Annotated in this window: 29 protein-coding genes; 13 read left to right on the top strand and 16 right to left on the bottom strand. The window is 57.6% G+C overall.

Annotated elements, in window-relative coordinates; translation table 11 throughout:
• Positions 1–168 precede the first annotated feature (168 nt).
• Together mce and G6R15_RS02720 are read left to right on the top strand one after the other, a co-directional pair.
• Positions 169–573 (top strand): methylmalonyl-CoA epimerase, encoded by a 405-nt coding sequence (gene mce / locus G6R15_RS02725; protein ID WP_164658248.1) that lies wholly within the window; start codon positions 169–171, stop codon positions 571–573.
• A 54-nt stretch (positions 574–627) separates the two neighbouring features.
• On the top strand, positions 628–903 hold the full coding sequence (locus tag G6R15_RS02720; RefSeq protein WP_164658247.1) for a DUF1467 family protein: 276 nt from the start codon (positions 628–630) through the stop codon (positions 901–903).
• A 189-nt stretch (positions 904–1,092) separates the two neighbouring features.
• On the opposite strand, the gene G6R15_RS02715 is transcribed toward G6R15_RS02720, so the two are convergent.
• The 3 genes from G6R15_RS02715 to G6R15_RS02705 all read right to left on the bottom strand — a co-directional run bounded on the left by G6R15_RS02715 (position 1,093) and on the right by G6R15_RS02705 (position 3,843).
• Positions 1,093–1,791, bottom strand: coding sequence for an EI24 domain-containing protein (locus tag G6R15_RS02715; RefSeq protein ID WP_164658246.1), 699 nt, complete (start codon positions 1,789–1,791; stop codon positions 1,093–1,095).
• A complete protein-coding gene (locus G6R15_RS02710; RefSeq protein ID WP_164658245.1) occupies positions 1,788–2,366 on the bottom strand; it encodes a nitroreductase family protein in 579 nt (192 codons plus the stop codon). Before G6R15_RS02710 ends, G6R15_RS02715 begins: the two co-directional genes overlap by 4 nt.
• Before the next feature lie 352 nt (positions 2,367–2,718).
• The gene (locus G6R15_RS02705) at positions 2,719–3,843 is read right to left on the bottom strand and encodes a class II histone deacetylase (protein WP_164658244.1); all 1,125 of its coding nucleotides are present in this window, start codon (positions 3,841–3,843) and stop codon (positions 2,719–2,721) included.
• Between the two features lie 75 nt (positions 3,844–3,918).
• Here G6R15_RS02705 and G6R15_RS02700 point away from each other — a divergent pair, with 75 nt between their 5' ends.
• On the top strand, positions 3,919–4,197 hold the full coding sequence (locus G6R15_RS02700; protein WP_164658243.1) for a DUF167 domain-containing protein: 279 nt from the start codon (positions 3,919–3,921) through the stop codon (positions 4,195–4,197).
• Positions 4,198–4,294: 97 nt separating this feature from the next.
• Here the strand turns inward: G6R15_RS02700 and G6R15_RS02695 are convergent, their stop codons facing one another.
• On the bottom strand, positions 4,295–4,540 hold the full coding sequence (locus G6R15_RS02695) for a hypothetical protein (protein WP_164658242.1): 246 nt from the start codon (positions 4,538–4,540) through the stop codon (positions 4,295–4,297).
• A gap of 120 nt (positions 4,541–4,660) precedes the next feature.
• On the opposite strand from G6R15_RS02695, the gene G6R15_RS02690 reads away from it, so the two are divergent.
• From G6R15_RS02690 to G6R15_RS02675, 4 genes are all read left to right on the top strand, one after another.
• Entirely contained in the window at positions 4,661–5,365 is a 705-nt protein-coding gene (locus tag G6R15_RS02690; RefSeq protein ID WP_164658241.1) for a M48 family metallopeptidase, read from the top strand.
• Positions 5,362–5,730, top strand: coding sequence for a YigZ family protein (locus G6R15_RS02685; protein WP_205520458.1), 369 nt, complete (start codon positions 5,362–5,364; stop codon positions 5,728–5,730). Before G6R15_RS02690 ends, G6R15_RS02685 begins: the two co-directional genes overlap by 4 nt.
• A gap of 72 nt (positions 5,731–5,802) precedes the next feature.
• A complete protein-coding gene (locus tag G6R15_RS02680) occupies positions 5,803–6,057 on the top strand; it encodes a DUF6455 family protein (RefSeq protein ID WP_164658240.1) in 255 nt (84 codons plus the stop codon).
• Between the two features lie 22 nt (positions 6,058–6,079).
• The gene (locus G6R15_RS02675; RefSeq protein WP_164658239.1) at positions 6,080–6,340 is read left to right on the top strand and encodes a DUF6455 family protein; all 261 of its coding nucleotides are present in this window, start codon (positions 6,080–6,082) and stop codon (positions 6,338–6,340) included.
• Positions 6,341–6,467: 127 nt separating this feature from the next.
• Here the strand turns inward: G6R15_RS02675 and G6R15_RS02670 are convergent, their stop codons facing one another.
• Positions 6,468–6,710, bottom strand: a complete 243-nt coding sequence (locus G6R15_RS02670) for a CDGSH iron-sulfur domain-containing protein (RefSeq protein WP_164658238.1) — start codon at positions 6,708–6,710, stop codon at positions 6,468–6,470.
• A 264-nt stretch (positions 6,711–6,974) separates the two neighbouring features.
• Between G6R15_RS02670 and G6R15_RS02665 the strand changes: the two genes are divergently transcribed.
• The gene (locus G6R15_RS02665) at positions 6,975–7,514 is read left to right on the top strand and encodes a TVP38/TMEM64 family protein (RefSeq protein WP_164658237.1); all 540 of its coding nucleotides are present in this window, start codon (positions 6,975–6,977) and stop codon (positions 7,512–7,514) included.
• 133 nt (positions 7,515–7,647) lie between these two features.
• Here G6R15_RS02665 and G6R15_RS02660 read toward each other — a convergent pair whose 3' ends face one another.
• Both G6R15_RS02660 and rimO read right to left on the bottom strand, forming a co-directional pair.
• Positions 7,648–8,439 (bottom strand): hypothetical protein, encoded by a 792-nt coding sequence (locus tag G6R15_RS02660; protein ID WP_164658236.1) that lies wholly within the window; start codon positions 8,437–8,439, stop codon positions 7,648–7,650.
• A gap of 12 nt (positions 8,440–8,451) precedes the next feature.
• The gene (gene rimO / locus G6R15_RS02655) at positions 8,452–9,855 is read right to left on the bottom strand and encodes a 30S ribosomal protein S12 methylthiotransferase RimO (RefSeq protein WP_164658235.1); all 1,404 of its coding nucleotides are present in this window, start codon (positions 9,853–9,855) and stop codon (positions 8,452–8,454) included.
• Positions 9,856–9,967: 112 nt separating this feature from the next.
• Here rimO and G6R15_RS02650 point away from each other — a divergent pair, with 112 nt between their 5' ends.
• On the top strand, positions 9,968–11,926 hold the full coding sequence (locus tag G6R15_RS02650; protein WP_164658234.1) for an AsmA family protein: 1,959 nt from the start codon (positions 9,968–9,970) through the stop codon (positions 11,924–11,926).
• A 225-nt stretch (positions 11,927–12,151) separates the two neighbouring features.
• On the opposite strand, the gene G6R15_RS02645 is transcribed toward G6R15_RS02650, so the two are convergent.
• Genes G6R15_RS02645 through G6R15_RS02630 form a run of 4 tightly spaced genes read right to left on the bottom strand, consistent with a single transcriptional unit; the run spans position 12,152 to position 16,811 of the window.
• On the bottom strand, positions 12,152–13,648 hold the full coding sequence (locus tag G6R15_RS02645; protein WP_164658233.1) for a phosphomannomutase/phosphoglucomutase: 1,497 nt from the start codon (positions 13,646–13,648) through the stop codon (positions 12,152–12,154).
• A 20-nt stretch (positions 13,649–13,668) separates the two neighbouring features.
• On the bottom strand, positions 13,669–14,502 hold the full coding sequence (kdsA, locus tag G6R15_RS02640) for a 3-deoxy-8-phosphooctulonate synthase (protein ID WP_164658232.1): 834 nt from the start codon (positions 14,500–14,502) through the stop codon (positions 13,669–13,671).
• Positions 14,503–14,506: 4 nt separating this feature from the next.
• Positions 14,507–16,174 carry a capsule biosynthesis protein gene (locus tag G6R15_RS02635; RefSeq protein WP_164658231.1) on the bottom strand — a complete coding sequence of 556 codons (1,668 nt, stop codon included), beginning with the start codon at positions 16,172–16,174 and terminating at the stop codon, positions 14,507–14,509.
• Positions 16,152–16,811, bottom strand: coding sequence for an ABC transporter ATP-binding protein (locus G6R15_RS02630; RefSeq protein WP_164658230.1), 660 nt, complete (start codon positions 16,809–16,811; stop codon positions 16,152–16,154). The genes G6R15_RS02635 and G6R15_RS02630 overlap by 23 nt, the downstream gene beginning before the upstream one ends.
• Before the next feature lie 317 nt (positions 16,812–17,128).
• Here G6R15_RS02630 and G6R15_RS02625 point away from each other — a divergent pair, with 317 nt between their 5' ends.
• On the top strand, positions 17,129–17,755 hold the full coding sequence (locus G6R15_RS02625) for a uracil-DNA glycosylase family protein (protein WP_164658229.1): 627 nt from the start codon (positions 17,129–17,131) through the stop codon (positions 17,753–17,755).
• Entirely contained in the window at positions 17,748–18,536 is a 789-nt protein-coding gene (locus G6R15_RS02620; protein WP_164658228.1) for an SseB family protein, read from the top strand. Before G6R15_RS02625 ends, G6R15_RS02620 begins: the two co-directional genes overlap by 8 nt.
• A gap of 66 nt (positions 18,537–18,602) precedes the next feature.
• Here G6R15_RS02620 and yghU read toward each other — a convergent pair whose 3' ends face one another.
• Positions 18,603–19,481 carry a glutathione-dependent disulfide-bond oxidoreductase gene (gene yghU, locus G6R15_RS02615; protein WP_164658227.1) on the bottom strand — a complete coding sequence of 293 codons (879 nt, stop codon included), beginning with the start codon at positions 19,479–19,481 and terminating at the stop codon, positions 18,603–18,605.
• Between the two features lie 254 nt (positions 19,482–19,735).
• On the opposite strand from yghU, the gene G6R15_RS02610 reads away from it, so the two are divergent.
• Positions 19,736–20,254: a YHS domain-containing (seleno)protein gene (locus G6R15_RS02610; RefSeq protein WP_164658226.1), complete on the top strand. Its 519-nt coding sequence runs from the start codon at positions 19,736–19,738 to the stop codon at positions 20,252–20,254.
• Positions 20,255–20,389: 135 nt separating this feature from the next.
• Here the strand turns inward: G6R15_RS02610 and G6R15_RS02605 are convergent, their stop codons facing one another.
• The gene (locus G6R15_RS02605) at positions 20,390–20,974 is read right to left on the bottom strand and encodes a GcrA family cell cycle regulator (RefSeq protein ID WP_164658225.1); all 585 of its coding nucleotides are present in this window, start codon (positions 20,972–20,974) and stop codon (positions 20,390–20,392) included.
• Between the two features lie 139 nt (positions 20,975–21,113).
• Here G6R15_RS02605 and G6R15_RS02600 point away from each other — a divergent pair, with 139 nt between their 5' ends.
• Positions 21,114–21,917 carry an ABC transporter permease gene (locus tag G6R15_RS02600; protein ID WP_164658224.1) on the top strand — a complete coding sequence of 268 codons (804 nt, stop codon included), beginning with the start codon at positions 21,114–21,116 and terminating at the stop codon, positions 21,915–21,917.
• Here the strand turns inward: G6R15_RS02600 and G6R15_RS02595 are convergent.
• From G6R15_RS02595 to G6R15_RS02585, 3 genes are all read right to left on the bottom strand, one after another.
• Positions 21,914–23,161: an MFS transporter gene (locus tag G6R15_RS02595; protein ID WP_164658223.1), complete on the bottom strand. Its 1,248-nt coding sequence runs from the start codon at positions 23,159–23,161 to the stop codon at positions 21,914–21,916. The two genes, G6R15_RS02600 and G6R15_RS02595, sit on opposite strands and share 4 nt — an antisense overlap.
• Before the next feature lie 108 nt (positions 23,162–23,269).
• Positions 23,270–24,154, bottom strand: coding sequence for a DMT family transporter (locus G6R15_RS02590; RefSeq protein WP_164658222.1), 885 nt, complete (start codon positions 24,152–24,154; stop codon positions 23,270–23,272).
• A gap of 122 nt (positions 24,155–24,276) precedes the next feature.
• Complete coding sequence (locus G6R15_RS02585) at positions 24,277–25,506, bottom strand: MFS transporter (protein WP_164658221.1); 1,230 nt, start codon at positions 25,504–25,506, stop codon at positions 24,277–24,279.
• Positions 25,507–25,740 lie beyond the last annotated feature (234 nt).

Here is a 25,740-nt window from a genome sequence, read left to right as displayed (position 1 = left end):
CTGTTATACACCGAAAGTCAAATTCGAGAAAAAACAAATACTTAGATCGGAAATAACGGAGGCAAGGCTAACAAGCGGTTAACGAGGGCGGTCGATATGGCGCACTTGCTCTTGCGGCGTTGACCCCGCATAACCGCCGGCAACCAACAGGACCTTAGGAGATTTGCCATGATCGGTCGTCTGAACCATGTCGCCATTGCTGTGCCCGACCTCGAAGCGGCGTCGGCACAGTATCGCAACGCATTGGGTGCCAAGGTCGGCGCGCCGCAGGACGAACCTGATCACGGTGTGACTGTAGTGTTTATAGAACTCCCAAACACCAAGATCGAGCTTCTATACCCGCTTGGCGAGGACAGCCCGATTAACGGTTTCTTGGAAAAGAACCCGGCGGGTGGCATTCATCATGTGTGTTATGAGGTCGACGACATCATCGCGGCCCGCGACCACCTGCAAGAAACCGGCGCCCGCGTTTTGGGGTCGGGCGAACCCAAGATCGGCGCGCATGGTAAGCCGGTTTTGTTCCTTCACCCCAAGGATTTCAATGGCTGCTTGGTCGAACTCGAACAGATCTGAGCCAAATAATAACTCTGGCCCGATCATGGGCCAGACGCAAGCAGGAGAGCGAATATGTCCATAACTTCGGCGCTGGTGCTGTATGCCGTCATCTGGTTCATGATGTTCCTGATTGTCTTGCCGATCCGGGTGAAAACTCAAGGGGATCTAGGCGATGTCGTCCCTGGAACCCATGCAGGCGCCCCTGAGGAACATCACCTGAAGACAAAGGCCTGGATCACAACAGGTGTGGCCTTTGTCTTGTGGCTGATCATCGGTGGTATCGTTCTGAGCGGTTGGGTTTCGGTCAGCGATTTTGACTGGACGAAAAATCTGCCTTCCAATCAGTGATACTGTTCTGTCACTGTCATCTCGCTCGACACCTGTGTTCGCGATCTACAGTTCCAGGAGCTCCCGCCCGTCGTCAACGTTTCTGGCGAAACGTATCCTCCCGTTGGGCCAGGCTCACGCGGGCAAAGCCCGCGTGAGCCTGGCCCCCTGCCGTCCGCAGGACGCAAGGCCGACAGGCCGCGCAGTTTGCTAGCGGGATCGCTCGCTCAGTTGGTGATAGATATGGGTGAACGTCGCCGCCCCGATGATGGGGATCAGCAGGTTGACCAGCGGGACCGACAGAGGAATTGCCATCAATACTCCCGCCATCCAGATTGTGATCGAATGCTTTGAACGCAACTTGCGCGCGCCCTCTCGCCCAAGACGGCGCATTGCGGCCAGCGCGAAGTATTCTCGACCCAACAGGAATCCGTTCAAGGCCCAGAAGATGAACGGGGCCAAGGGTGCAAAGATCACATACAGGATCAGCGCCACAAGGTTCGCTGCGATCAGAACGCCGAGGAAACTGAGCGAGTCCTTGAGCCCCTCGGCGAAGGGGACACCTGGCACGGGGGGTAAATGGGGGTAGTGTTTATCTTCAACTGCTTGGGCCACTTCGTCTAGAAACATTGAGGTGAAGGCCGAGGCCACCGGCACCATCAGGAACACGGACAGCACCATCATCAGAAGAACCGATGAGACGCCCGCCGCGTCCCCCAGCCAAGTCACTTCGCCTATCCAGGGCAACGTCACTGATGGACCCACCAGAAATTGTACCAGCCAGACAAAGCCGAACGTGGCGCCGGCAAGCAACCCGATCGTCAGGCCCACCCCCAAAAACAGGACCTTGCGAAAGCGGGGATCGCCCATTTGACCCAATGCGGAAAAGAAAGCGTTCAGGATTGTCATTCGGATACCCAACTTGTGATGGCATTCAGATCTGGACGGGGACGCTCGGGCGGGGCTGTACCTTCGGTGGCGATATGGACAAAGCCCGCGACCCGTTCGTTGTCGGCCAGTCCCAGAGCCTGATCGCAGAACACGCGGTCGTGGCTGACCCAGCCTGATAGCCAGTTTGCACCCCATCCAGCAGCCAGAGCAGCATTGAGCAGAGCCAGGCAAACAGCCCCCGCAGAATAGGTTTGCTCGATAGTGGGAATTTTCTCTGACGGCTTCTGCACCTCGATAACCGCGACGGCCAATTGGCCCAGGTCAAACTGATTGCGACCCTTGGTGATGTCCTCGGGGGCCTTTCCCAATGCGTGCCCTCGATCCTCGGTCAGAGCTGCAAGCCGGGACATCGCGCCCTTTTCCAAAACGATAAACCGCCAGGGTTCCAGCTTCCCATGATCCGGGCTGCGGGCTGCGGCAGTCAACAGGAGCATTAGCTGTTCGCGGGTGGGGACCGGGGCCACCAAAGTTTTTGCCGGACGGGATCGGCGTGACAGCAGAAATTCCAGGGCGGCGGGGCTCTCAAGTGGCATATGTGAAACCTGTTTACATGCGGGGTGAGTTGTATCTCGGTCAGCGTGGGGCAAGTTTCAAGGGTAAATCTTACGTCAGAGTGGAGCGGTGCGGGTTGTGTTCAACCGGGGATGCCCGATACGTATGAGTGCATAGGATTTCGCGGGGTTGTTCATGATCAAATCGTTTTCTCTTCTGGTGTGCGCAGTCGTGGTATTGTCAGCATGCCAACCCACGACCTCAAGCTCGGTCAACGTGGGCTTTTCCTCACCTGTGTTTGCCGTGGGCAGTGCGCCGCCGCCGGGCCGAACAGAAGCCGAGCGTTCTGCGCGTCGCAAATACTATCAGGGTCCGCGCGGGGATGAGTGGTGATCAGGCTGGTCTGATGGATTGGGGGTTCAATTGATGGGCCGTGTCCTCGATCAGCTCCAAAAGAAAACTGTCAAACCGTGCAAATGGTTGGCGTGCGTCCAGCACTTCGGTCAACGGATCGGGGGCTGTGATGTCGCTGCCTGACAAAGCCTCGAGAGCGGCGTGGGCGCAAAAGGGCACGTGGACTTCCGAATACCCACCTTCGTGCACCAGAACCAGCTTGCCTCCGCACAAACGTTTGGCTGCGGCCTTGGTTTTGAGCGTCATTTGCCGAAACGTGTCCGAAGTTGCCAGCATTCGCGCCAAGGGGTCCACGCCTGACGCATCATAGCCGCAGGCCACAATGATCATGTCGGGCTGATAGGCGTCAAGCGCGGGCAGAACGATCTGATCCATCACCGCCATATAGGCCGAGTGACCCGCTCCAGCGGGCAAAGGTACGTTCAGGTTATACCCTTCTCCTGCCCCTTTGCCCCGATCGACCAGAGCACCAGTGTCCATCGGATAATTGCCCTCTTGATGCATCGAAATTGTCAGAACGTCCGAGCGATCATAATAGATCCCTTCGGTTCCATTGCCGTGATGCACGTCCCAATCAATGACCGCGACCCGACCCAGGCCATGATTGGCCTTGGCAGCCTCGATCGCGATTGCGATATTGGCCAGCAGGCAGAACCCATTGGGGAAATCGGGCAGGCAATGGTGCCCTGGTGGGCGTGACAGGGCATAGGCATTGGGCAAGGCACCTGTCCAGACAGCCTCGACTGCCGCGAGGCTTAGGCCCGCCGATAAAGCCGCGATCTCATACCCGCCCGAGCCAAAAGGGGTACGCCGCCCCAACTCTCCACCCGTTCCGTCCGAAAGGCGTTTGAATTCGTCCAGATAGCTGGTGGGATGAATGCGCAGCAAGTCATTTCGCGTCGCAGGTTCGGCCCCGCGCATGTCCAGGTCGCTGGGCAGGCCGGTTACGTTCATCAGGTTGATCAGACGCCGCTTGGTCTCGGGGCTTTCGGGAAACCCGCCTGCGGCCAAGGGCTGCACCAGCCCACCCACTGGAAGCGTAAAAGCATAGTTGCCGCCGCTGTGCCAAAAACACCGCTCGTCCCAGAAAAACCCTGTCTTCATGCACCTTGCCTCCCGTTTAGCGCACGCGGTCAAATGCAGTGGCGCTTGAGCCTCAGTTTTGTCAGACTACCCCACATGGCAAGAGCAAAAGTCAAAAACCTACCGGACCTGTCGGCGTTGGTCTGTCAGGGACAAGAGATTACAGTCAAAGTCACTCCAAATGCGGCGCAGACAAGGTTGGCATACAAGGGTGATGTGCTGCAGGCCTTTGTCTCTGTTCCACCCGAAGACGGTAAAGCAAATTTGGCTGTGACTCGTCTATTAGCTCAAGCGCTTGGCATTGCTCCAAGTCGGCTGACTCTACTGCATGGGCAAACTTCAAGGCTAAAGACATTTCGGATTGATGACGTCTGAGCCAACATTCCCTCTCTCAATCCGTTTTTCTGCGTGCCGCAAATTCCCTGAGGGGCGACGTGTGGTGGGGGAAGGGCCCCGATCCTATAGGTTCGCCTTAGTCCTCGTCCGGCGTCAGGCGCAGTTGGTATACGCCTTCAGGTAGGTCCAGCGCAGCGGCCAGATCACGCAGCTGCTCGGGTGACAGCGTAATCTTTTGTACGCTTTCCGTGCGCGGGTCAAACTGCTCCAAGGTGATGCATTCGGCGAAGCTGTTGATAACGACATCTTCTTGTAAGGGCGTATCGCCTTCGTCTACCAGAGTGATAACGGTGGCGTCGAATTCGTGCTCAATCGTAAACATGAGGCCAGAGTGCCCAGCGACCGCTGCCAATGCAACCAAAAGCCGCGTCGTTTCTGGGTGGCAGGCGCATTTCTTGCGCGCTAGGTTCTCAGACGGGTCCAAATACGGAAAGGCACCTTCATGCGCCGGATGTTTCTGCTGCTGGCAGCTTTTTTGTCCGCCTGCGGTCAGACCCCGGAACCGAGTCTGCCCGAGGGTGGCAACCTGCCAGCCGATTTTGACGCGGATGCTGCGGAACTTACTTTTCGACAGGTCAGTGGTGCAGTCGGGCCTACGGCCGAACGGGTTTGTCGCGCGCGTACACGGGGGATCAATTGCAACTTTCGCATCGCAATTGACCTGGACCCGACCGCTCCGGTCAACGCGTTCCAAACTATCGATGACCAGGGCAATCCGGTGGTTCTGTTCACGGTTGCCATGCTCGCCGATGTACGCAATCCGGATGAGCTTGCCTTTGTCATGAGCCACGAGGCCGCGCATCATATTCTGGGGCACTTAGACAAACAGGCCAACAATGCAGCAGCCGGGGCTGAATTCTATGGGGATCGCGAGGCGCGCAAGGGCGGTACACCGAGTGATATTCGCCAGGCACAAGAGCTGGGCGCGGTTGTAGGCTCGCGCATTTTTTCCAAAGAGTTCGAGCTTGAGGCAGACGCCTTGGGCTCGATCATCGCAATGGAGGCGGGCTATGATCCGTTGCAGGGCGCGCAGTTCTTCTTTCGCCTGCCTGATCCGTCGGACAAGTTTCTTGGCAGCCATCCCCCCAACGCAGAACGGTTGGAAATTGTGCGCCTTGCTGTGCGCAATCCGGGGTTGCTGCAATGAGTGATCTGATCCAACTGGGTGTGGTGCTGACGGACCGCGGCTCGAAATACGCGGTCACGGGTGCTCAGGTGACCAGCCGGGCCGAGGTGGACGCAGTGCTCGCGGAACTCAAGAAAGACCGGGCTTACGCCAAGGCCACGCACAACACTTGGGCTGCGATCCTGCCTCAGGGGGCGCTCAAGGCGGATGACGGTGAAAGCGGGGCCGGGATTGTGATCTTGCGAATGATGGAACGGGCTGGGTTGAATGATCATGTGATCATCGTGACCCGCTGGTATGGTGGCAAAAAGCTGGGCGGTGACAGGTTTCGACGGGTCCAGGACGCGGTGCGGGCCTACTATGATGACCAGGGGATTGCTCATTGATCTGAATCAAGGCGGTGTGTGGGAACTGACGTAATCTTCTTGGGTGACACGCGCGATCAGAGGATGAAACCCATGCACAACCGTGAACAACTCAAACGCCACGCCGACCTTGTCGACCGGATGGCCACCGTTCGTGGCATCGACCTTGAGGAACAGGCGCTGCGCGGCAATGTCTCGATTGATGAGATCAGCGATGCAGTGCTCAGCTGCACCAACTGCACAAACCCCGAGCATTGTCAGCAATGGCTAAACGCACGCGAGAGTGCACCGGCGACGCCGGAATACTGTCGCAACGCCGATCTTTTCGCGGAACTGGCCCCGAAGTAGAGCCCCAAACTAGAGAAATGTTATGACCACACGCGACACCCTTGGCCCGATCAACCGGCATTTTTGGCTGACCCGGTCGGTGGCGCGCTGCATGGGCGTGTCATTGACCGAGGCGATGGCAACGGGCCGTATCACCGAAGGCGACTACGCGCGAATGGTTACAACCTGCCGCCGGGCCGATTGCGCTGATAGGTGCCAAGCATGGCTTGCGGAACAGACAGGTGTTGTGGACGATGCTCCGATGCACTGCGCCAATGCCGAACTCATGAACCGCTTGCGGTAAGTCTGTTGCCAAACTCGGGGGTACTCACGTCCGGCCCAAAGCCGCTAGCGGTGCTGACGAAGTCGGGATCGCTCGGGTGCGGGAGTTCCGCCGACACTGAACGACAGGTTCCGCCGAAAAAAAGGGGTCAGAGTTTTGAATGGCTGCCGTCGCAAAGCGGGGATTTGTTGCTGGCTTTGCAGCCGCAAAAGAACACCTTCTTGTTGGCCGCTGCCGTGTATTTGATCGGAGACAGCTCCGTATCCCTGTGCGATCCATCGCAGAACGGCTGTTTCTGCGATTTCCCACAGGCGCACCAAAAATAGGTTTTCCCTTCGGTCACCTCTACAGGGTACGGGGCTTTCTGGGCGATGATAGGCACGTCGGACATGTGGCTCTCCTTGGATGGCGGCTGTCTGATCCAAAGGATAGAGGCGCTCCGGCAACGCGCAACCCTCACTAAAGGCCGCTACCGTGCAATTTTTCGGCAGACAGGTTAAACTCGCTCTCTGTTCCAAATCACGATGAAAGCCTTGGGGACGCCCTCATGTCAGTGTCAAAGCGAGCGTGTGTATGTGCCGGGCTGCTTGGCCTGATCTTGGTTGGAGCTTTGGCCTTTTATTTTTCTGATCTGACGCTGCCCACTCCTGACGAGATGTCTACCATTCTCCGAGCTTACGGGATGTGGGCCCCTGTTGTTGTGATCGCCTTGATGGTTGTGCACAGCTTTGTTCCGTTTCCTGCTGAACTTTTGGCACTGTGCGCGGGGGCCGTGTTTGGCACTTTGATGGGCAGTGTTGTGATCTGGGGGGGTGCCATGCTGGGCGGAGTTTTGGCGTTCTATCTGGCCCGTGCTCTGGGGCAAGAAGTCGTGCAAGGTTGGATTTCGGACCGTCAAAACATCGCGCTAGAGCGTTGGACCAAGGATCAGGGCACGATCACATTGCTTGTCTGCCGTCTGATCCCGGTGATTTCTTTTAATCTAATCAACTACGCCGCAGGGCTGACCCGCGTCCGTGTCTGGACGTTTTTATGGACCACCGGCTTGGGCATTCTGCCCGTGACCGTGTTGTCGACCTACTTGGGGGCGCAGATGAAAACACTGGATTGGCCGATGCTGTTGATAGTGTCCGCCGTGGCCGTTGGCTTGGTTGTCCTGTGTCACACTCAGGCAAAAAAACACGGCTGGATTTAAGTGAGCCTGAAACAGACCTGCTCAACGTGCACACACGACACCCCTCTTAAGCTTTTGCAAAGCAAAAGCCGCGCCCGACCCTCCCCCCGGGAGGGCGCTTACGCACCCACCCAGTATCGGGCGCGTGGCTTCTCTACCACCATTGAGTTTGTTCTGATTGTCTTGCTTCGATACTCATCACACGCCCACCTTCAAATTCTTCTAGGCGTCCAGTTAGGCGGCTCGAAACTTTTTCCAAAGAGTTCCTTAGTTCGTGTGTGTCGACATCCGCAAGTGTTTCTACGTCCAACGGTAGTTCCAAGTCCCACACTTTGATATCTTCAGGTATTTTGTATTTTGGATCGTTGCTCCTGGCATAGTCAAAACAATGACCGACCATGCGCGTGAAAACTATCCAATCAGCCGCAGTTCCGTAGAAATTTTCCCGACTGTGGAAAATCGTTCGGTTGTTCGTGTTCGAGGAAAGAACCTGAAATCGAGCTATGATCGCAGCTATCCAACGACCGGAAGTATCATCTGAGTACTCAATTGTTTCCTTGAGGATTGAGATTGCTTCTCCATTGCCTTCTATGACATCTGTTAAGCTGTCATCTTCACTCAACTTCAGACAAAGAGCAGTTGCTTCACGCGCTGACTGTGAAAATTGTGACAACGCAAGCGGTAGCGTAGCCTTTGCGGCCTTCAGCGATGCAAGTCTTTGTTCTTTGTAGTTTTCGTTCTGATTGTTTATGTTTGAGAAGACCCCAGCAAGAGAAACGGCTGATGCAAAAAGTGCGACCAAGGCCGATAGAGCAAAAGTGCCATATCTTTTAATGTCTTGATTGAAGTCTGTTCCTGTCAGAATGATGAAGCAGGCACCAATAACGCATCCAAAGAATGCTGCGGCTGATGGGTTGGCCAAAAGGCTATCTAAGAATTTTTTCAAATGATCTCCGAGTTATGCGAGAGTTCCCCACAAATCATACTCCCCCGCCTCATCAACTTCAACGGTCGCGATCTCCCCAACATTCAACCCTTCGGTCCCTTCATCAATGAACAGGTTCCCGTCGATCTCTGGCGCGTCGGCCTTGGCGCGGCAGGTGGCGACGCCGTCTTGGTCGATGTCGTCAACGATCACGTCGATGATCTGACCGACCTTAGCCTCTAGCTTGGCCTCGGAAATCGCCTGCGCCTTTTCCATGAACCGATCCCAGCGGTCTTGTTTGACCTCGGCAGGAACGTGGTCCGGCAGATCGTTTGACCGCGCGCCATCGACGTTTTCGTATTGGAAACAGCCCACCCGGTCCAGCTGCGCCTCGTCCATCCAATCGAGCAGATACTGGAACTCTGCCTCGGTCTCTCCCGGATAACCCACGATAAAGGTCGAGCGCAGGGTGATGTCGGGGCAGATCGCGCGCCAAGCGGCGATCTCGTCCAGGGTTTTGGCAGAGGCCGCAGGGCGGGCCATGCGTTTGAGAACATCCGGGTGGGCGTGCTGGAACGGGATGTCCAGATAGGGCAGCACGGCATTTTCCGGGTCCGCCATTAGCGGGATCAGCTCGCGCACGGACGGGTAGGGGTAGACATAGTGCAGCCGCACCCAGAGGTCCTTGGCATTACCCAGTTTGCCCAATTCGCGTGTCAGATCGGTGATATGGCTGCGCACCTCGCCATCTTTCCAGGGGCTGGCGTCGTATTTGCGATCCAGGCCATAGGCCGAGGTGTCTTGCGAGATAACCAGCAGTTCCCGCACGCCTGCGTCCACCAGTTTCTCGGCCTCGCGCAGGACCGCGTGGGCGGGGCGGCTGGCGAGTTTGCCGCGCATGTCGGGGATGATGCAGAACTTGCACTTGTGGTTACAACCCTCAGAGATCTTGAGATAGCTGTAGTGGCGCGGGGTCAGTTTGACGCCGCTGGCGGGCAGCAGGTCGACAAACGGATCGGGCGAGGGCGGCACAGCGCCGTGCACCGCATCTAGCACCTGTTCGTATTGATGCGGTCCGGTGACGGCCAGGATGCGGGGGTGATGTTCGCGGATGTAATCCGGCTCGGCCCCCAAGCAGCCGGTCACGATGACCTTGCCGTTTTCGGTCAGCGCCTCGCCGATAGCGTCAAGGCTTTCGGCTTTGGCTGAGTCAAGAAACCCGCAGGTGTTCACAATCACTGCGTCCGCACCGGAATAATCGGGCGAGATGCCATACCCTTCGGCGCGCAGCCGGGTCAGGATGCGTTCGCTGTCGACCAGAGCTTTAGGGCATCCCAAGGATACCATTCCAATCGTTGGCTGGCCTGCGCGGGGCTGCTCGGTCATCCGGGCGGCGGGCGCAAGGTCGGGGCGGAGATTTGGCGGGTTCGTGCTCATGTCCGCGCGTATAGTGGGGTTTCGTGGACCTTGCAAATGTTGTGCCATGGGCAGTGCACTGGCATAGAATGGGGCAAAAGACGGACACAAAAGATATACCGGGAGCAGTGTCATGGTTTGGTTGGTTCGGATCGGTGTGATCCTGATTGTTGTCGTCGTGCTGATTGCGGGCGTGCTGGCGTTGTTGCCAGGCGACAAGATCGCCTCGCTTGTTGCAGACCAGATTAGGGCGCAGACAGGGCGCGATGTGGATTTCGGTAAGGACGTCAAGGTAACACTCTGGCCTGTGCTGGGCATTGAGACCGGGGCCATTACAGTGGGCAATGCAGATTGGGCCAGTGACACGCCGATGTTGACGGCTGATGCCCTTTCGATTGGTGTGGCCGCTTCCCCGCTTTTGTCTGGTGAGGTTCAGATTGAGCGGGTGATCGCCCAGAACCCCGTCTTGCGGTTGGAAGAATCCGGCGGGCGTCAGAACTGGATTTTCACGACCGCTTCGGGTGCAAAAGCCAGTGCAGACGGTGGAACATCTTCGACTCCTTCGATCGATGCCTTTGGCGTGACGTTGGAGAGGCTGGAGCTGCGCAATGCCCGCATGGTGCATGTAAAGGACGGCCAGACCGATCTGGATTTCGATGGTGTCACACTCAAGGCGCGTTGGCCAAACCCCACCGCCCCGCTCGAAGTTGAGGCGGCCTTGGCCGTAGGTGAAGACGCTATTGACGTGGCGATGACACTGCCGGATCTGCCGGGGTTTGCCGCGGGGCGTGTGACGGACATGAGTTTCACGATGACTGCACCGGAAACGACCGTGAGATATCGCGGCAAGGTCAGTAGGACGGGTGAGATTGCAGGGCAGGCTTCATTGGTATCCAAGGACACCGCCCTGATGCTGGCAGCTTTCGGGCAACCGGGCGTGAACTTGCCGCAGGGATTGGGACGCGTGGCACAGGTCTCTGCGCAGATCACATATACTCATGACGGAAAATTGGCCTTGCGCGAGCTGAAGGCCGCGCTGGATCAGAACAGTTTTGCAGGCAGTGCGGATTTGCTTGTCTCTGATCCACCGCAGATCACAGCGCGGCTTTGGATCGGTACTTTGGATCTGGCTGGTCTAGGTGGCATTAGCACACACGGCAGTGATTCAGGTGACGGTGCCGCTGCGGCGGCCGATGGTTGGTCCACAGTCCCAATCGATGTATCGGCGCTGGCGCTGGCAAACGGCAGCATTCGATTGACGGCGGACATGATCAAAACATCGGATCTGACGCTTGGGTCCAGTGATCTGACCCTGACCCTGGACCGGTCGCGCGCCGTTTTGAAACTGTCGCCGGTGTCGGTCTTTGGCGGGGCAGTGACCGGTCAACTTGTGGCGAACAACCGCAACGGTCTGTCGGTGGGTGGCAATCTGAAGATGAACATGATCGAAGCGCGGGATGCGTTGGTGACACTTGCCGACATTGACCGGCTGTCAGGCAAGCTGGACGGGTCGTTTGAATTTCTGGGTGTGGGCCAGACCGAAGAGTCCATCATGCGCTCGTTGTCCGGCAAAGGCGTGATGCAGATGGGGCAGGGGGTGATTTCTGGCATTGATCTGGACGGGCTGATGGGGACCGGCAGCGGCTCGGGCGGAACCACAGTGTTCAACAGCCTGACCGCGAGTTTTACGATACAGAACGGTGATTTGGACAACCGCGACTTGCTGCTGCAACTCGACAACTTTCGCGCTGATGGGACCGGGCGGGTTGGCTTGGGCAATCGTGACATCGACTACCTGTTCACACCTGTGGCCTTGCGGGCCAACGCGGGCAAGGGGCTTGCGATCCCCGTACGTGTTTTGGGGCCGTGGTCTGATCCGGCGTTCAAACCAGACCTGAGCCAGGTCATCGAAACTGCGGCTGGGGTCGAGATCGACAAGATCGAGCAAGAGGCCAAGGACCGCGCGCTTGAGAAACTGAGCGAAGAGCTTGATACCTCCGTGACCGAGGATCAGGACATTGAAGAATTGATCAAGGACCGGCTTGAGGATGAAGCCAAGAGAGGGCTGGAGAAACTTTTTGGGTTCGATTGACATGGATCGGTTTGGGGGCGCTGCCCCCGTCGCAGCAGGCTGCGACTCCCCCGGCTGTATTTTGAACGAGAAGAAACAGAGTGCGGTTGCCCCAAGCTGATCGATAGGCGCGGCACGGGCCGTTGGCGACTGGACGCGACCGCCACGCGGAACGTGTGGCCCGGCCCAACCCCGAAAGGGGCTCTCGTCAGAGAGGCCTTTGAGGGGGCGGGAGCCCCCCGATACTCAGATGGTTTGGTCGTAGTCGCCTACGCCGGGTTCGGTGCGGATCACCGCATCAATATCGGCAAAGATCGCGCGCATTTCGGCCTCGCTCTTGCTGCTTTCACAGACCACCACCAGGTTTGGCGTGTTGGACGACGCGCGGACCAAACCCCAGCTGCCGTTGTCTAGTATCACGCGGGCACCGTTGACGGTGACGACTTCTTTGATCGGGCGTCCTGCCAGGGTTTCGCCCGCGTCATGTTTGGCCACCAACTTGTCGACCAGACGCGCCAGGATGTCGTATTTTTCGGTGTCAGCCGCATAGGGCGACATGGTGGGGGTCGACCAGGTCTTGGGCAGTGCCTTGCGCAGGTCCGACATGTTCTTGTCAGGGTTTCGATCCATCAGCTTGCAGATTTCGACTGCAACGCGCATGCCGCAATCGTAACCACGCCCGACCGGTTCGGCCAAAAAGTAGTGACCTGATTTCTCGAACCCTGCCAGCGCGCCGATCTCTTTGACGCGACGCTTCATGTGGCTGTGGCCGGTTTTCCAGTAATCCGCCGTCACACCATTGGCCTGCAACTCGGGATCGCTCGCAAAGAGGCCTGTGGATTTGACATCCGCCACAAAAGTCGCATTGGGGTAAATCTTGGACAGATCGCGTGCCATGATCACGCCTACCTTGTCGGCAAAGATTTCTTCGCCCTCATCGTCCACGACGCCGCAGCGATCGCCGTCGCCATCAAACCCAAGCGCCATGTCGGCCCCCGACGCTTTGACCGATGCCGACATGTCGTGCAGCATTTCCATGGCTTCTGGGTTGGGATTGTAGTTGGGGAAGGTATAGTCGAGCTCGGTGTGGCTGTGCACGACTTCGACTCCCATGCGCTCGAACACTTCGGGTCCAAAAGCCGCGGCGGTTCCATTGCCAGTAGCGCAGACCACCTTGAGTTGGCGGGACATTTTGAAATCTCCCACCAGATCGTCGATATAAGCCTCTTTCACCCCGTCCACAAACTCGTACGAGCCACCCGTGCGTGCCACGCCTTCGCCGTTCAGCACGATGTCGCGCAGCTCAGACATTTCATCGGGGCCATGGGTCAGGGGGCGGTCAAATCCCATCTTGACCCCGGTCCAGCCGTTGGGGTTGTGGCTGGCCGTGACCATGGCCACGGCAGGGACATCCAGATGAAACTGTGCAAAATACGCCATGGGGGACACCGCAGGGCCGATGTCCTTGACCTGAATTCCGGCCTGCATCAGCCCCAGGATCAGGGCGTTCTTAATGCTAAGCGAATAGTCGCGATAATCATTGGCCACGGCAATCACCGGGTCGATCCCGCGTTTGTGCATCTGCGTGCCCAACCCCAGGCCAAGTGCTGTCATGCCGGGCAGGTTGATCTCGTCCGGGTATTTCCAACGCGCGTCATACTCGCGAAAGCCCGTAGGCTTGATCATGGCGTCGCGCAAAAAGCTCCAGGTGTTCGGGGTCACCTCGGCAAGGGGTTTGGTCATGTCAAATGTCTCTGTCTGGGTCAGATTTTAATGGGGTTGGCTTTGGCAAGCCGGTCGAAATCCATGAGGTTCCTGATCAGCGCAGGCATTTGATCCAAGTAGATCATGTTTGGCCCGTCACAGGGGGCATTGTCGGGGTCTTGATGCGTTTCCATGAAAACTCCGGCGACGCCGGCTGACACAGCGGTCCGGGCCATGAGGGGGGCAAACTCACGCTGACCGCCAGATGACCCGCCCAGACCACCGGGCTGTGCCACCGTGTGGGTTGCGTCCATGATCACCGGATAACCGGTGCGCGCCATTTCCGGCAGCGACTGCATGTCGACCACAAGGCGGTTGTAGCCAAAGCTAACCCCGCGCTCGGTCAGCATGATCTTGTGATTGTCGGTGCTTTCGATCTTGGCCGCGACGTTCTGCATGTCCCAGGGCGCCAGGAACTGGCCCTTTTTGACGTTGACCGTTGCGCCAGTTGCGCCCGCGGCTTTGAGCAGGGCGGTCTGGCGGCACAAAAACGCCGGGATCTGCAGAATGTCGCAAACTTCTGCCACAGCCGCACATTGCTCTTTTTCATGCACGTCTGTTGTCACCGGCACGCCGATGGCATCCTTGACCGACTGCAGAACCGCCAGCCCCTTTTCCAGCCCCAGGGCAGGGGCTGCATTGACCGAGGTGCGGTTTGCCTTGTCGTAAGACCCTTTAAAAACAAACTGCGCGCCGACGGCATCACAGGCTTCTTTCAGGGTGCCAGCAATCATCTGCGCGTGGTCCGCGCTTTCCAATTGGCAGGGGCCCGCGATGATGGTGAGCGGGAGGTCATTGCCGATCATCAGACCGGCGACTGGGACATGTTTCATGGGACTACGATGATACCTGTTCACGAAGGATGGACGCTGTAAGCGAGATCATCAGGTAGATACCGGAAAACACCAGGAATGCCAAAATCGTATTTTCAAAGGCACGCGGATAGGCGGGTTCGTCGCTTTCCACCGGATAAACCGAGGTCGTAAGATAGCGCACTTGTCGGTTTGCTTCCATCCGGGTTGTCTCCATTTGCTGCAAAGAGGCTTGCAACATGACGTCCCGTGTCACCAGGTCAGCCTGAGCCATCTGGATGCGCACCGCCAATTGCGCGAGCGAGTTTTCGCCGTTCGAGGCGTCGGTCATCTGCGCATTAAGTTTGGTCAGCACATCGTTAAGACGTTCGACATCGCCGCGCGTACCATCGACTTTGGCGCGGTTGGGTCGCGTGTTGTCCAGCAATGCCGCCAGTTCCAGCTCTTTTTCCTGCAGTTGGATTTCAACCGTGTTGATGCGGCTGCGCAGGCTGGCAATCACCCCTTCGGGGTCCAACAAAGCCCCCTTGATTTGCAGTTCAACCAGGTTTTCCTGAGCTTCGCGCCGCTTTTCCTCGGCGATTTCCAGGCCGTTCTCGGCGTCTTTCATCTGATCCGAGCGTTTTTTGACCGACAGGTTGTTCACGCGCTCTTCAGCGTAGGAAATGAGCTTTTCCGAGAACTGTGATGCGACGGCCGGATCTGCCGCAATCACCTCCATCCGAATGACACCTTCGGTCGGGTCATAGCCGATTTTCACGTTGCGGCTGTAGGTCTTGTAGGCTTCTTCGTTCGACGCATCTTGGGGTAAGCGCTGAATTGGGTCGATCCAGCCCTGCGAGAACTCGCTCTTGAAGCCGACATCACGGTCCAGACGCAGCATGCCATCCTTGGATTCAAGATAGGATTGCACCGCGATGGAATCCTGGCTGGTGGCAAATTGGGTACCAGATAAGAGGCCACCAATGCCGCTGGCGTTGTCAGCTTGCAGAATCAGGAACTCGGACTTTGACGAATACATCGGAGTCGCAATGACGAAAAAATACCAACCCACGATAAAAGTGGGAAGAAAGACAAAGGCCGTGAGGCGCGTTAACAGCAGCAACAACTTCTTGCGGCGACGCTTGGCAATGTCGCGCTGAATCTGGCCGATTTCGCGGTCGCGTCGTTCAGCGGGGCTTAATTCGGTCGACGGCAATGTCTGTTTTTGCGGTGCCACTGTTTGTGGGAGCTGTACCTTGGCCGACTTTTCTTCGTTTTTGGCCTCGACTTGCGTCTGGCTCTCATTCTTGGGAACCACCAGCTCCAACATATTCGACCGTTTCAGCGGGTCGATGCCGTTTTGGCGCAGCAGGCGGACCGCGTCATAATCCGAGGTCGCGGGCAGATTGTGCTTTTGCGCCACGCGCCGCGCCATACGCAATTGGCGACCGGTCAGTCCCTCTTTCTTGATGGTTTCGATTTCGGTTTCGGCGTTGGTCTCACGAGCAGACGACACTTGCCCCTTCATCGCGGGTTGAGCGGCTTGTTCGGCCCGCGCGCGTGCAGAGGGGTCGGTGGCCGGAGTGGGCGCCTTGGGTTGTGTGGCCTCTTCGGCCGGCACGGACTGACGCACCGGTTCGGCCTCACCCTCGGTCGGGTTGGCCGGATTGCGGCGGATGCGGAACTTTTTAGCCTTGGGTTTCGTAGTCATAGAGCTGCTTCGCCTCTTCCAAGGTGTCGAACATGTGCAGGTGGCCATCCAGCAAGACGGCGGCCTGACGTGCGAATTTTTCAAGTGTTTCCGGCTGGTGCGACACGATGATAATCGTGGTCGTGCGCAGGCGTTCTTCTAGGATCGAGCCGGCCCGCTTATTGAATTCCACGTCCGTAGAACCGGGCATGCCCTCATCAATGAGGTAGACGTCAAAATCCAGCGCCAGCATCAACGCAAAAGAAAACCGAGCACGCATACCCGAGGAATACGTGCCAAGGGGTTGGTCAAAATACTCGCCCAAACCACAGAGCCACCGGCAATATGCCTCAACATAGTCCGGGTCGAGCCCATAGAGTTTGGCAATATAGCGCGAGTTTTCCATGGCCGAGACGCGTCCAATAACGCCACCCATAAATCCTAGCGGAAAGGAGATGTTGCAGTGGCGCCGGATCTCACCCTCGTCGGGTTTTTCCAGGCCGGCAATCATGTTGATCATCGTTGTTTTGCCGGTGCCGTTCGGAGCCAGAATACCTAAGGATTTTCCTAATTCGACACGAAAAGAAACACGATCCAGGATCACCTTGCGATGGGTTCCTGTCCAAAAGGACTTGCTGACATTGTCAAACTCGAGCATCGGTTTACTGCTTTATGCCTTGTCGGGTGGCCGGGTGTCCGCCGGTGGTCGCTGGCAGCCCCTCTTTGTCGGGGGCGTTTGGTCGGTCTATAGGGCGATTTTGGCCACATTATGTCGAAATGTGAAACAAATATTCAACGCCTTGTTTTCCGGGCAAACCTTGACTTGTCAACATAGGATGCATTTTAGCAATTCGAAGAGGCGCACGGGCCTGCGGCACTGATACAGGCTGTTTCCATTTTGTGAACAATTACGTGTGCTGAGTTGTTCTGACTCTGGACCAGCAACGGAACTTACTTATTTTGACCTACAATCTTATGGAACCGCAAGCGGGAAAGGTACGTGCATTGACACAATCTGCACAACTCAAAACTCAGATACGTGCGTGCACATTGTGTTCGGATCGTTTTGCAAAAACCGCGTCAAAGCATAAACCACGGCCAGTGGTGTGGTTCCGTTCCAGCGCGCGTCTCTTGATTGCAGGACAGGCACCGGGCGCGCGGGTGCATGCCTCGGGGCGGCCCTTTACTGACCCGTCTGGGGATCGGTTGCGTGAGTGGCTGGGCGTGGATGAACAGGTATTTTATGACAAAGATCGTGTCGCCATCGTGCCGATGGCCTTTTGTTTCCCGGGCTATAATGATCGCAAAGCCGATCTGCCGCCGCCGCCGGTTTGCGGCAAAATCTGGCATCATCAGGTGATGGGGGCCTTGGATCAGGTAGAATTGACTGTGCTGGTCGGAGGGTATGCGCACAAATACCATATGGGGGCTAAAGGTACGGTCACCCAGACTGTGGCGGGTTGGCGCGACCATGCGCCCGAACTCTTTACCTTGCCTCATCCCTCATGGCGCAATACGGCATGGCTGAAGAAAAACCCGTGGTTCGAAGCCGAGCTGTTGCCGGCGCTGCGGACCCGTGTGAAAGAGGTGCTCTATGACTGATCCCACGCCGCTTGATGCCGCTCATGCCGCGATGGAAGCCGTGCCAGAAGATGATGCAGCCCGGTTGCGGTTCTATGAGCGTTTGGGCGATTGCGAGCTATTCCTGCTGTTGACGGAAGAGGCGAAGGGCGAGAACATTTCGCCAGAGCTGTTCGAGATCGCGGATGGTCGGTTTGTACTTGCCTTTGATCGCGAAGAGCGGTTGGCCCAATTCGTGGGGCAGCCCGCGCCTTACGCTGCTTTGTCGGGGCGTATCTTGGCGATGATGCTCGCAGGGCAGGGGGTTGGTCTTGGGTTGAATCTAGAGGTGGCGCCGTCTTCGATTCTGATCCCGCCCGAGGCGATGGCCTGGCTGCAACAGATTTTGGAGCATGCCCCAGACGAGGTCGAGGCCCGAGTCGAACAGTTTTTGCCGCCCGCTGGATTGCCTGAAATTCTGATCACTTCACTCGACACCAAGTTGAGTACAGCTCAAGGGTTGGCGACTTCGGCCTATCTCGTGGGTGTCACCTATTCCGGTGGTGGGCAAGGGCATCTTTTGGGATTTGTTGGAGCGATTGAGGGCGCGCAAGGGGCTCTGGCCAAGGCGGCCTCAGAGGCGCTGACTTTTTCTGGCGTGGATGCTGGTGCAATGGATGTGGGTTTCTTTGACGCGGGCGACCCGGTCGCAGGAAAGTTGGAATCGGTTGGCCTGCGGTTTGACTTGCCGCAACCAGAGGTACCCGAGTTGAAACAAGTTGCTCCGGGCAGCGACCCGGATAAACCGCCGCGATTGAAGTAAGGGGGCGCGGGAGGCCGGGGGCATGGCCGCAACGCGGCCATGCCCCCGGCCTCCCGCGCTTGCGCTCTATTCTTCGGTCGGCTCGAGCTTGTCTTGAGTCTTGGTTTCAAAATCCCCGGCGTCGTGGCGTTCACGCAGCTGTGTGTGCAATTCGCCAAAGGCGCGGTTCACCATGCGACCGCGGCTGACGGCCGGGCGGGCGTCAATTTCTTTGGCCCACCGCAGAACATTCACGTAGCTGGTTACATCCAGGAACTCTGCCGCATCATAGAGACGCCCAAGAACCAGTTGACCATACCAGGCCCAGATCGCCATGTCCGCGATGGTGTAATCAGGGCCCGCAATGTACGCGGTTTCTGCCAGCTGCCGGTCCAGCACATCGAGTTGCCGTTTCGTTTCCATCGCAAAGCGGTCGATGGGATACTGCCATTTTTCCGGCGCATAGGCGTAGAAGTGTCCAAAGCCACCGCCCAAATAGGGCGCGCTGCCCATTTGCCAGAATAGCCAGTTCATCACCTCGGTTCGCGCAGCGCCATCGTTAGGCAGGAAGGTATTAAACTTCTCGGCCAGATGCACGAGGATTGACCCGGATTCGAACACGCGTACTGGCGTGTCTCCAGAGTGATCCATCATGGCCGGGATCTTGGAATTGGGGTTGGCATCTACAAAACCCGATCCAAACTGGTCGCCTTCGCCAATGTTGACCAGCCAGGCATCGTACTCTGCGCCTTCGTGACCAAGAGCCAACAGCTCTTCGAGCATCACCGTGACCTTGACCCCGTTGGGCGTAGCCAGGGAATAGAGCTGCAGCGGGTGCTTGCCCACCGGCAGATCCTTGTCCTGTGTAGCGCCTGCAATGGGGCGGTTGATGCTGGCAAAGCGCCCGCCGCTTTCGGTATCCCAAGTCCAAACCTTTGGCGGGGTATAGATCGTATCGTCGCTCATGGTGCGTGTCATCCGTATCTGTTTGGGGTCTGCTGCCCCGGTTGCGAGCTAGTCCGACGGCGATCAAAGTCCAACCGCGTCCAGGGGGCAAGAGGGGTATTGAAACAAAAGGGGCTGTCTTGATCACGAAATCTCGTAACCCCTCACAGCCGCGTTAGCCCCCCTTCGCAGATGAAATTTTTCACATATTGTCTGAACACGGCCGGTACAGATGCCGGACCGTCCAGAGATTTGAACCCAGACAGGACCCCGCCATGAAACGCTTTGCCCTGGCCTTTGCCGCCGCCACGATGTTCGCTTTGCCTGCGCTTGCAGGTCCTCAATACATTGACGGAACCGGTTTTGCCGTTTCCGGTTACGACGTGGTGGCGTATCGCGGCCTTGATCAGGTGGCGGTCGGACAGTCCCAACCCGCCGGCGTCAAAGGGCGCGCGGATATCACAGCTGATTACAACGGCTCAACCTTTGCCTTTTCGACCGAAGCCAACCGCGATGCGTTCCTCGAAGACCCGGCCTTCTTTGCACCGCAGTACGATGGTCATTGCGCATACGGCGTGTCCAAAGGCGGTAAGGTGCCCGGCAACCCGAACCTGTGGCGGATCGTGGACGACAAGCTGTATCTGAACATCACCGACGTTGTCGTCGGGTTCTGGGAGGAAGATATTCCCGCGAATCTGAACCTGGCCGAAGGCAACTGGCCGGGCATCGAAAACAACGGAGCTTCGACGAACAAGATCCCAAAATTCACGTCCGAGGCACCGATCAAGAACTGATCATTCATTTGGTTATCAAGCAGAGCGCCCGGATTAACTCGGGTGCTTTTTGTGACGATACGTGACCGGCAACGCTCAACATAAAAGGCCCGCGTTTGATGCGCGGGCCTTTTGAGTAACTCCGGGTGTCGCAGCTTAGCGGCGGCGGTCGCGGCGTGCGCTCATCGGCTGGAAGGCCACGCCAACGTGCGCCTCGCAGTAGGGTTTGCCTTGTTGCACGGGCAGACCGCAGAACCAAAAATCGTCCGTTGCAGGGTCGCCTACCGGCCATTTACAGGTGCGTTCGGTCAATTCCATCAAGCCCAATTTCTTGGCCTTCTTCTCGATCTCATTGACCTTGGCCAGCGCTTCGGGGCTGATTTCATTGGCAGAGGGCTGTGGCGGCAGTGGCTGGCCGGCCGGGATGATCTGTTTACGCGCAGGGATCGGTTTAGCCTCGGCCGCGGGCGCAGCAGGCGCGGGCGTCGGTTTGCGGGCCGGTTCGGTCTTAGGCGCAGGCTTGGCGCGCGGTTCCGCCTTGGCGGCGGGTGCCGGCTTTTCCTTTGGCTCGGCCTTGGTCGAGGCGTTGCTGGTCGCGCGATTCGACAGGCCTAGGCGATGCACCTTGCCGATGACGGCGTTGCGTGTCACGCCGCCCAGTTCCTTGGCGATCTGGCTGGCCGACTGGCCCTCGCCCCACATTTTCTTGAGCAGTTCTACGCGCTCGTCGGTCCAGGACATGGCATGCCTTTCAAAGCGGGAAAGCGGCCCCCAATGCGGCCGCCTTCGGAATTTGTCTCAGCGCCCTATTTTAATCACTGCGCTCCGAGTTACAAGGCGTCTTAGAATCAGAACAGCGGCAAAGCGTGGGGCAGGGCGAATGTCAGATTTCATGGAACTTGGCGAACGCCGGTTTGGGCGTGTCAATTGGCTGGGCCTGCGGACCTTGGCGCACCGCGAAACGGCACGTTTCATGGTGGTTTGGACGCAGACCCTATTGGCGCCTTTGGTAACGGCGGGTTTGTTTCTGCTGATCTTTACTATCGCCGTAGGCTCTAAACGCGGTGACGTCATGGGCGTTCCGTTCCTGACCTTTCTGGCACCAGGCATCCTTACCATAACGGTGATCCAGAACGCTTTTGCGAACACTTCATCCTCGATCGTGATTTCCAAGGTGCAAGGCAACATTGTCGATACGTTGATGCCGCCGCTTTCAGCCATTGAGCAGCTGTTTGGCTATCTGGCGGACGGAGTAGCGCGAGGGTTGCTGGTTGCGATTGCCATCAGCGTGGCTCTTGCGCTGGCGTTGGACATCGTGCCGCAGCATCCATTGCTTGTCCTGCTGTTTGTGTTGATGGGAGCCACGTTTCTTGGGGCCTTAGGAATCGTTGCGGGTATCTTTGCCAACAAATTCGACCAGATGGCGGCGATTACCAATTTCATCGTGACGCCCTTGGCCTTTTTGTCGGGTACGTTTTATTCGGTCGAGGCACTGCCACCCGCTCTGAACGTCATCAGCCACTTGAACCCGGTATTCTACCTGATTGATGGCGTACGGTTTGGTGTTATCGGGGTCTCGGACAGTTCCCCGTGGCTGGGATTTGGGGTGTGTTCAGGTGCAACAATGGCTGTGTGTCTGCTGGCCTGGTGGATGCTGAAAACCGGCTATCGGTTGAAATCCTAGGCGGCTTCGGCCTGCGGCTGTACCAGCTCGCTTGCGCGCAGGGGTGTTTTGGGCTGACCCAGTTGGGGATGCAGGCGTGCAGCGATCACCCAGGCAATGGCCAACGCCACGCCGCCAGCGGCAAAAATGCCCGACACCGGGAATGCAAGCAGCACAGCCCAGGCCGCTCCGGGTGTCAGGATGCCGCTGACATCCCGGTACGAGCTGTAGACGGCCGACATCTCGGTCCGCTCCGAGGGTTTTACCGCCATCAGGAACGGCAGCCCGGCGCAGATATCCAACACGATCATCCAGAGAGAGCCGATCACCATCACGGCGACAGCGACCCAAGGCATGGGGGACACCACTGTTGCAGTGACAAAACAGGCGGCGGCAGCGGCAAAGCCGATGCGCACGGATTGTTTGACTGACCGGCGCTGCATCCATTTCAGGATCAAAGGAGAGGCAAAGAGCATGCCGTTGGTAAAGGACAAGAGGATGCCACCCAGTTGTTCACCCAACCCGCTCTGGATCGCGAAGATCGGCAGGTAGACCACATAAATCCACCACCCGCAGGATCGGATTACGGCAAAGAGCCACCCAGCCACCAGCCGGGGTTGAGCAAAGAATCGGGGCAGGTAGGCCAGAGGGTTTGCCGCTTGGGTGCGGGCACGGGCGATCAGCTTGCCGTTGCCCAAACGCATGGTCCAGAAAACGCCAAGCATAACAATCGAGGCTACGGCAGAGATCACAAAAGGTGCTGGTGCCCAGTATTCCAACAGCAGTACACCTGCCATAGGACCTGCGGTCCAGCCAATTGCGCTATAAAACATCCGGCTGGTTTCACATTTTCCCAGCTCAATTCGGTTGATGTAGTCCAGCACGTATGCGTTGAAGCAAACGAATGTTGTGACTGCCGCCACAGTGTTGAGACCCAAAGCACCCACAACAGCTGTTGGCGTGCCGATGATCGCAAGAACGGCCGAAGCTGTGAACATCAAAGCGCCAGCGGAATAGGCCCATCTGCGCGGCACATATCGCACGGCATAAGGCACCATCAGGCCTGCGATCAGCGACACGATCCCGATCAGGAAGTAGATGAATGATACGGTCCCTGCGTCCCCAAGCGTTCGATACATGATCAATGGAAAAACCGAGATCAGGATGCCGCGCACAACCGCCTCTAATCCCGCAAGGATGCCAAAATCCCGGACCGACGGGGCAGGGGCGTGACGGACCCATTCAGGGATTCGGCGTTCATGCATGGTTCAAGCTCACTTTGTGCTATGAGTTCATTTCGTATGCATTGGAATGCCGTTCTTGGGGGTTTGCGACATGGGGGTCGCCCGCGGACTGTGCGCTGGAAATTTTCCCTAGCGCTTGGCGAGGCGCCCTTCGCGCCAGGCAAGCACAAGCGCCCCGCTCAGGATGATCGCGGCACCAATCAGGCTCACTCTGTCTGGGATGACGTCAAAGCCCACAAAATCATACACGGCGGCAAAGATCAGGGTGGCATAGCTGAATGGCGCTACAAACGATGCATCTGCCCGCGCCATCGCATTGACAAAAAAGGTCTGTGCGCACGCCATAAGCACCCCGACTCCAGCCAATGCCGCCCATTGCGCAACCGTTGGCATTTGCCAAACGGGAATGACAGCGACTGTGGCGATTGCCAATCCCATGGTATTGTTGACCAACAAGATCTGGAAAGGAGATTCTCGGGATGCCAGTTTCTTGATGAAAATCAGCTCCATCCCCATGACCAAAGCAGCCCCAAAAGCCAGAAGCGCGGCGGGCTGAAAGCTGTCCGGTGTTGGACGGAGCAAAATCAGCGCGCCAAACAGTGCGACAATTGCCGCGCCCCATCTCCATGGACCTACTCGTTCGCCTAATAGTGGTATGGCAAGAACCATGGCGAACACCGGGTTCAGAAAAGAGATCGCCGTCGCATCGGCCATCGGGATGTATGCGACGCTGGCAAACATGAGCGTGACACCAGTCCAGCCAAACGTTGTGCGCCCGATGTGAATACCCCAATGTGGCCTTTGCAATGGGGGGCGAAACACTGCAACGGCTGATCCGATGGCGATAAAGGCAAACAGGAACCGTCCATGGCTGATCTGCATGGGATGCAGCGCGGGCCCAAGCGCTCCGGTGCCAAGCGCTTTGGCCAGCAGAGTTGTTCCGGCAATAAAAGCGGTGGCGGCAATAATCAGTGCGGCAGCCAGGGCAGGGTTCTGTTGGCGGGGTTCATACATGGCCCCAGCGGTGGACGAGCTTGGTCAGATTGGCAAGCGTCAAAATGTGTTGGGTACAAAGTCGAGCGCGGGCTTTGCGCTCGGCCTCTCTTGGGGAATTTTTGGCATAACAAAAAACGAGGTCAAAGGCGTAATTGTCGATAGGCGTAAAGCCAGATTGCCAACATGCCGAGCGCGCCCAAGAAGTAGGGTAGGCGCAACGCATCTTCGCGCCCCAGCGAGGGTTCAACCAGTGAAACAATCGCTCCGCCAATCAAAGCGCCAAATGGCATCATGCCCCAACCGAAGAACCGGTAGAGGCTGTTGACGCGGCCCAACAGATCGTCTGGAATCAGCCGTTGGCGGTAAGAAACTGTGACCACGTTCCACAGCAGGGCGGCAAACATTTCGACGAAAAGCGCGAGGGAGACCAGCCAGACAGAGGTCGCGAGCCAGATCACACCCAATGCGAGCGCTAGTAAAGCCAATGCGATCAAGAGCGAGGAGCGGCGCCCGAGACGCGCGGCGATTGCGGGACATAACAGCCCGCCCGTCACGCCACCGGCGGCGCCTGCTGTTAGCAACAGGCCGTGCCCCGCAGCTCCCAGCCCCAGTATTTCCTGACTGAAGAGGATCAAAATCGTCAGCGTCATCAGCGACACCGCGTTCATCAGCCCCAGCATGATGGCCAGTTGCAGGATGACCCGGTGCCCCCGCAACCAGGAAATCCCTTCCTTTGCCTCTAGCGTCCATGATCTGCGATTGGGGTTCAAACGTGGTGCAATTGTCATGCACCACACCAACCCTGCCGCCAGTGCAAATGTCGCGGCGTCCAGCACAAAAGGAACAGGTACGGCGGTTGCGATCAGCAACCCTGCCAAAGGTGGGCCAACAAAGGACCCCATGATTTGCTCAATGCTCCAGATCTGCCCGTTTGCGCGCTCCAGTTGATCGGTGGACACAACAGCGGGCAATACTGTCTGGGCCGCATTATCCCGCAACACTTCGGCCAAGCCCAACAAGAAGGCCAGCGCCGAAATCGCGACGATATACAGCTCGGCGCGGGCGGCTGGGAATTCGGGCGCGCTCAGGATCACCGCAACGACGCCAAAGGTCAGCAACATCCGCACCAGATCGGCCTGCACCATCAAGCGGCGGCGATCCATTCGGTCGGTCCAGACCCCGGCCGGGATCGAAAATAGCAGCCAAGGCAGGCGCGTGGCAAAGGCGACCATGGCAATCAGCATCGGATCACGGGTGATCAAGGTGGCAAGCCAGGGAAAGGCAAGGGCAGATACCCCGTCGCCCAGATTGGAAATGGCAGAAGCGGAAAACAACAGGCGATAATTGCGCAGGGACCAAAGCGTTGTCATAGCGGCATTGGTCGTCAATTTGCGAAGATGGTCAAGGAGGGGTGACAAAATGCAGGTGTTCCCCTTCAAAAGGGGTTTTCAAGCCTCGATTCCTTCGTTATGGAGCTGTCTCATGATCAAAGTTGCACATATCACCCTGCTCCGACGCCGACGCTTTGCTGCGTAACCGGCCCGTTTGATCTTGCGCGTCTCTTAATCCGCGCTTCCCTACCTCAAAATGTTGACGAAACCGCC

Source organism: Tropicibacter sp. Alg240-R139 (genome assembly GCF_900537075.1).
Taxonomy (GTDB): domain Bacteria; phylum Pseudomonadota; class Alphaproteobacteria; order Rhodobacterales; family Rhodobacteraceae; genus Falsiruegeria.
Note: the sequence above shows the minus strand (reverse complement) of the source record. Positions and strands in the feature narration are given on the sequence as shown.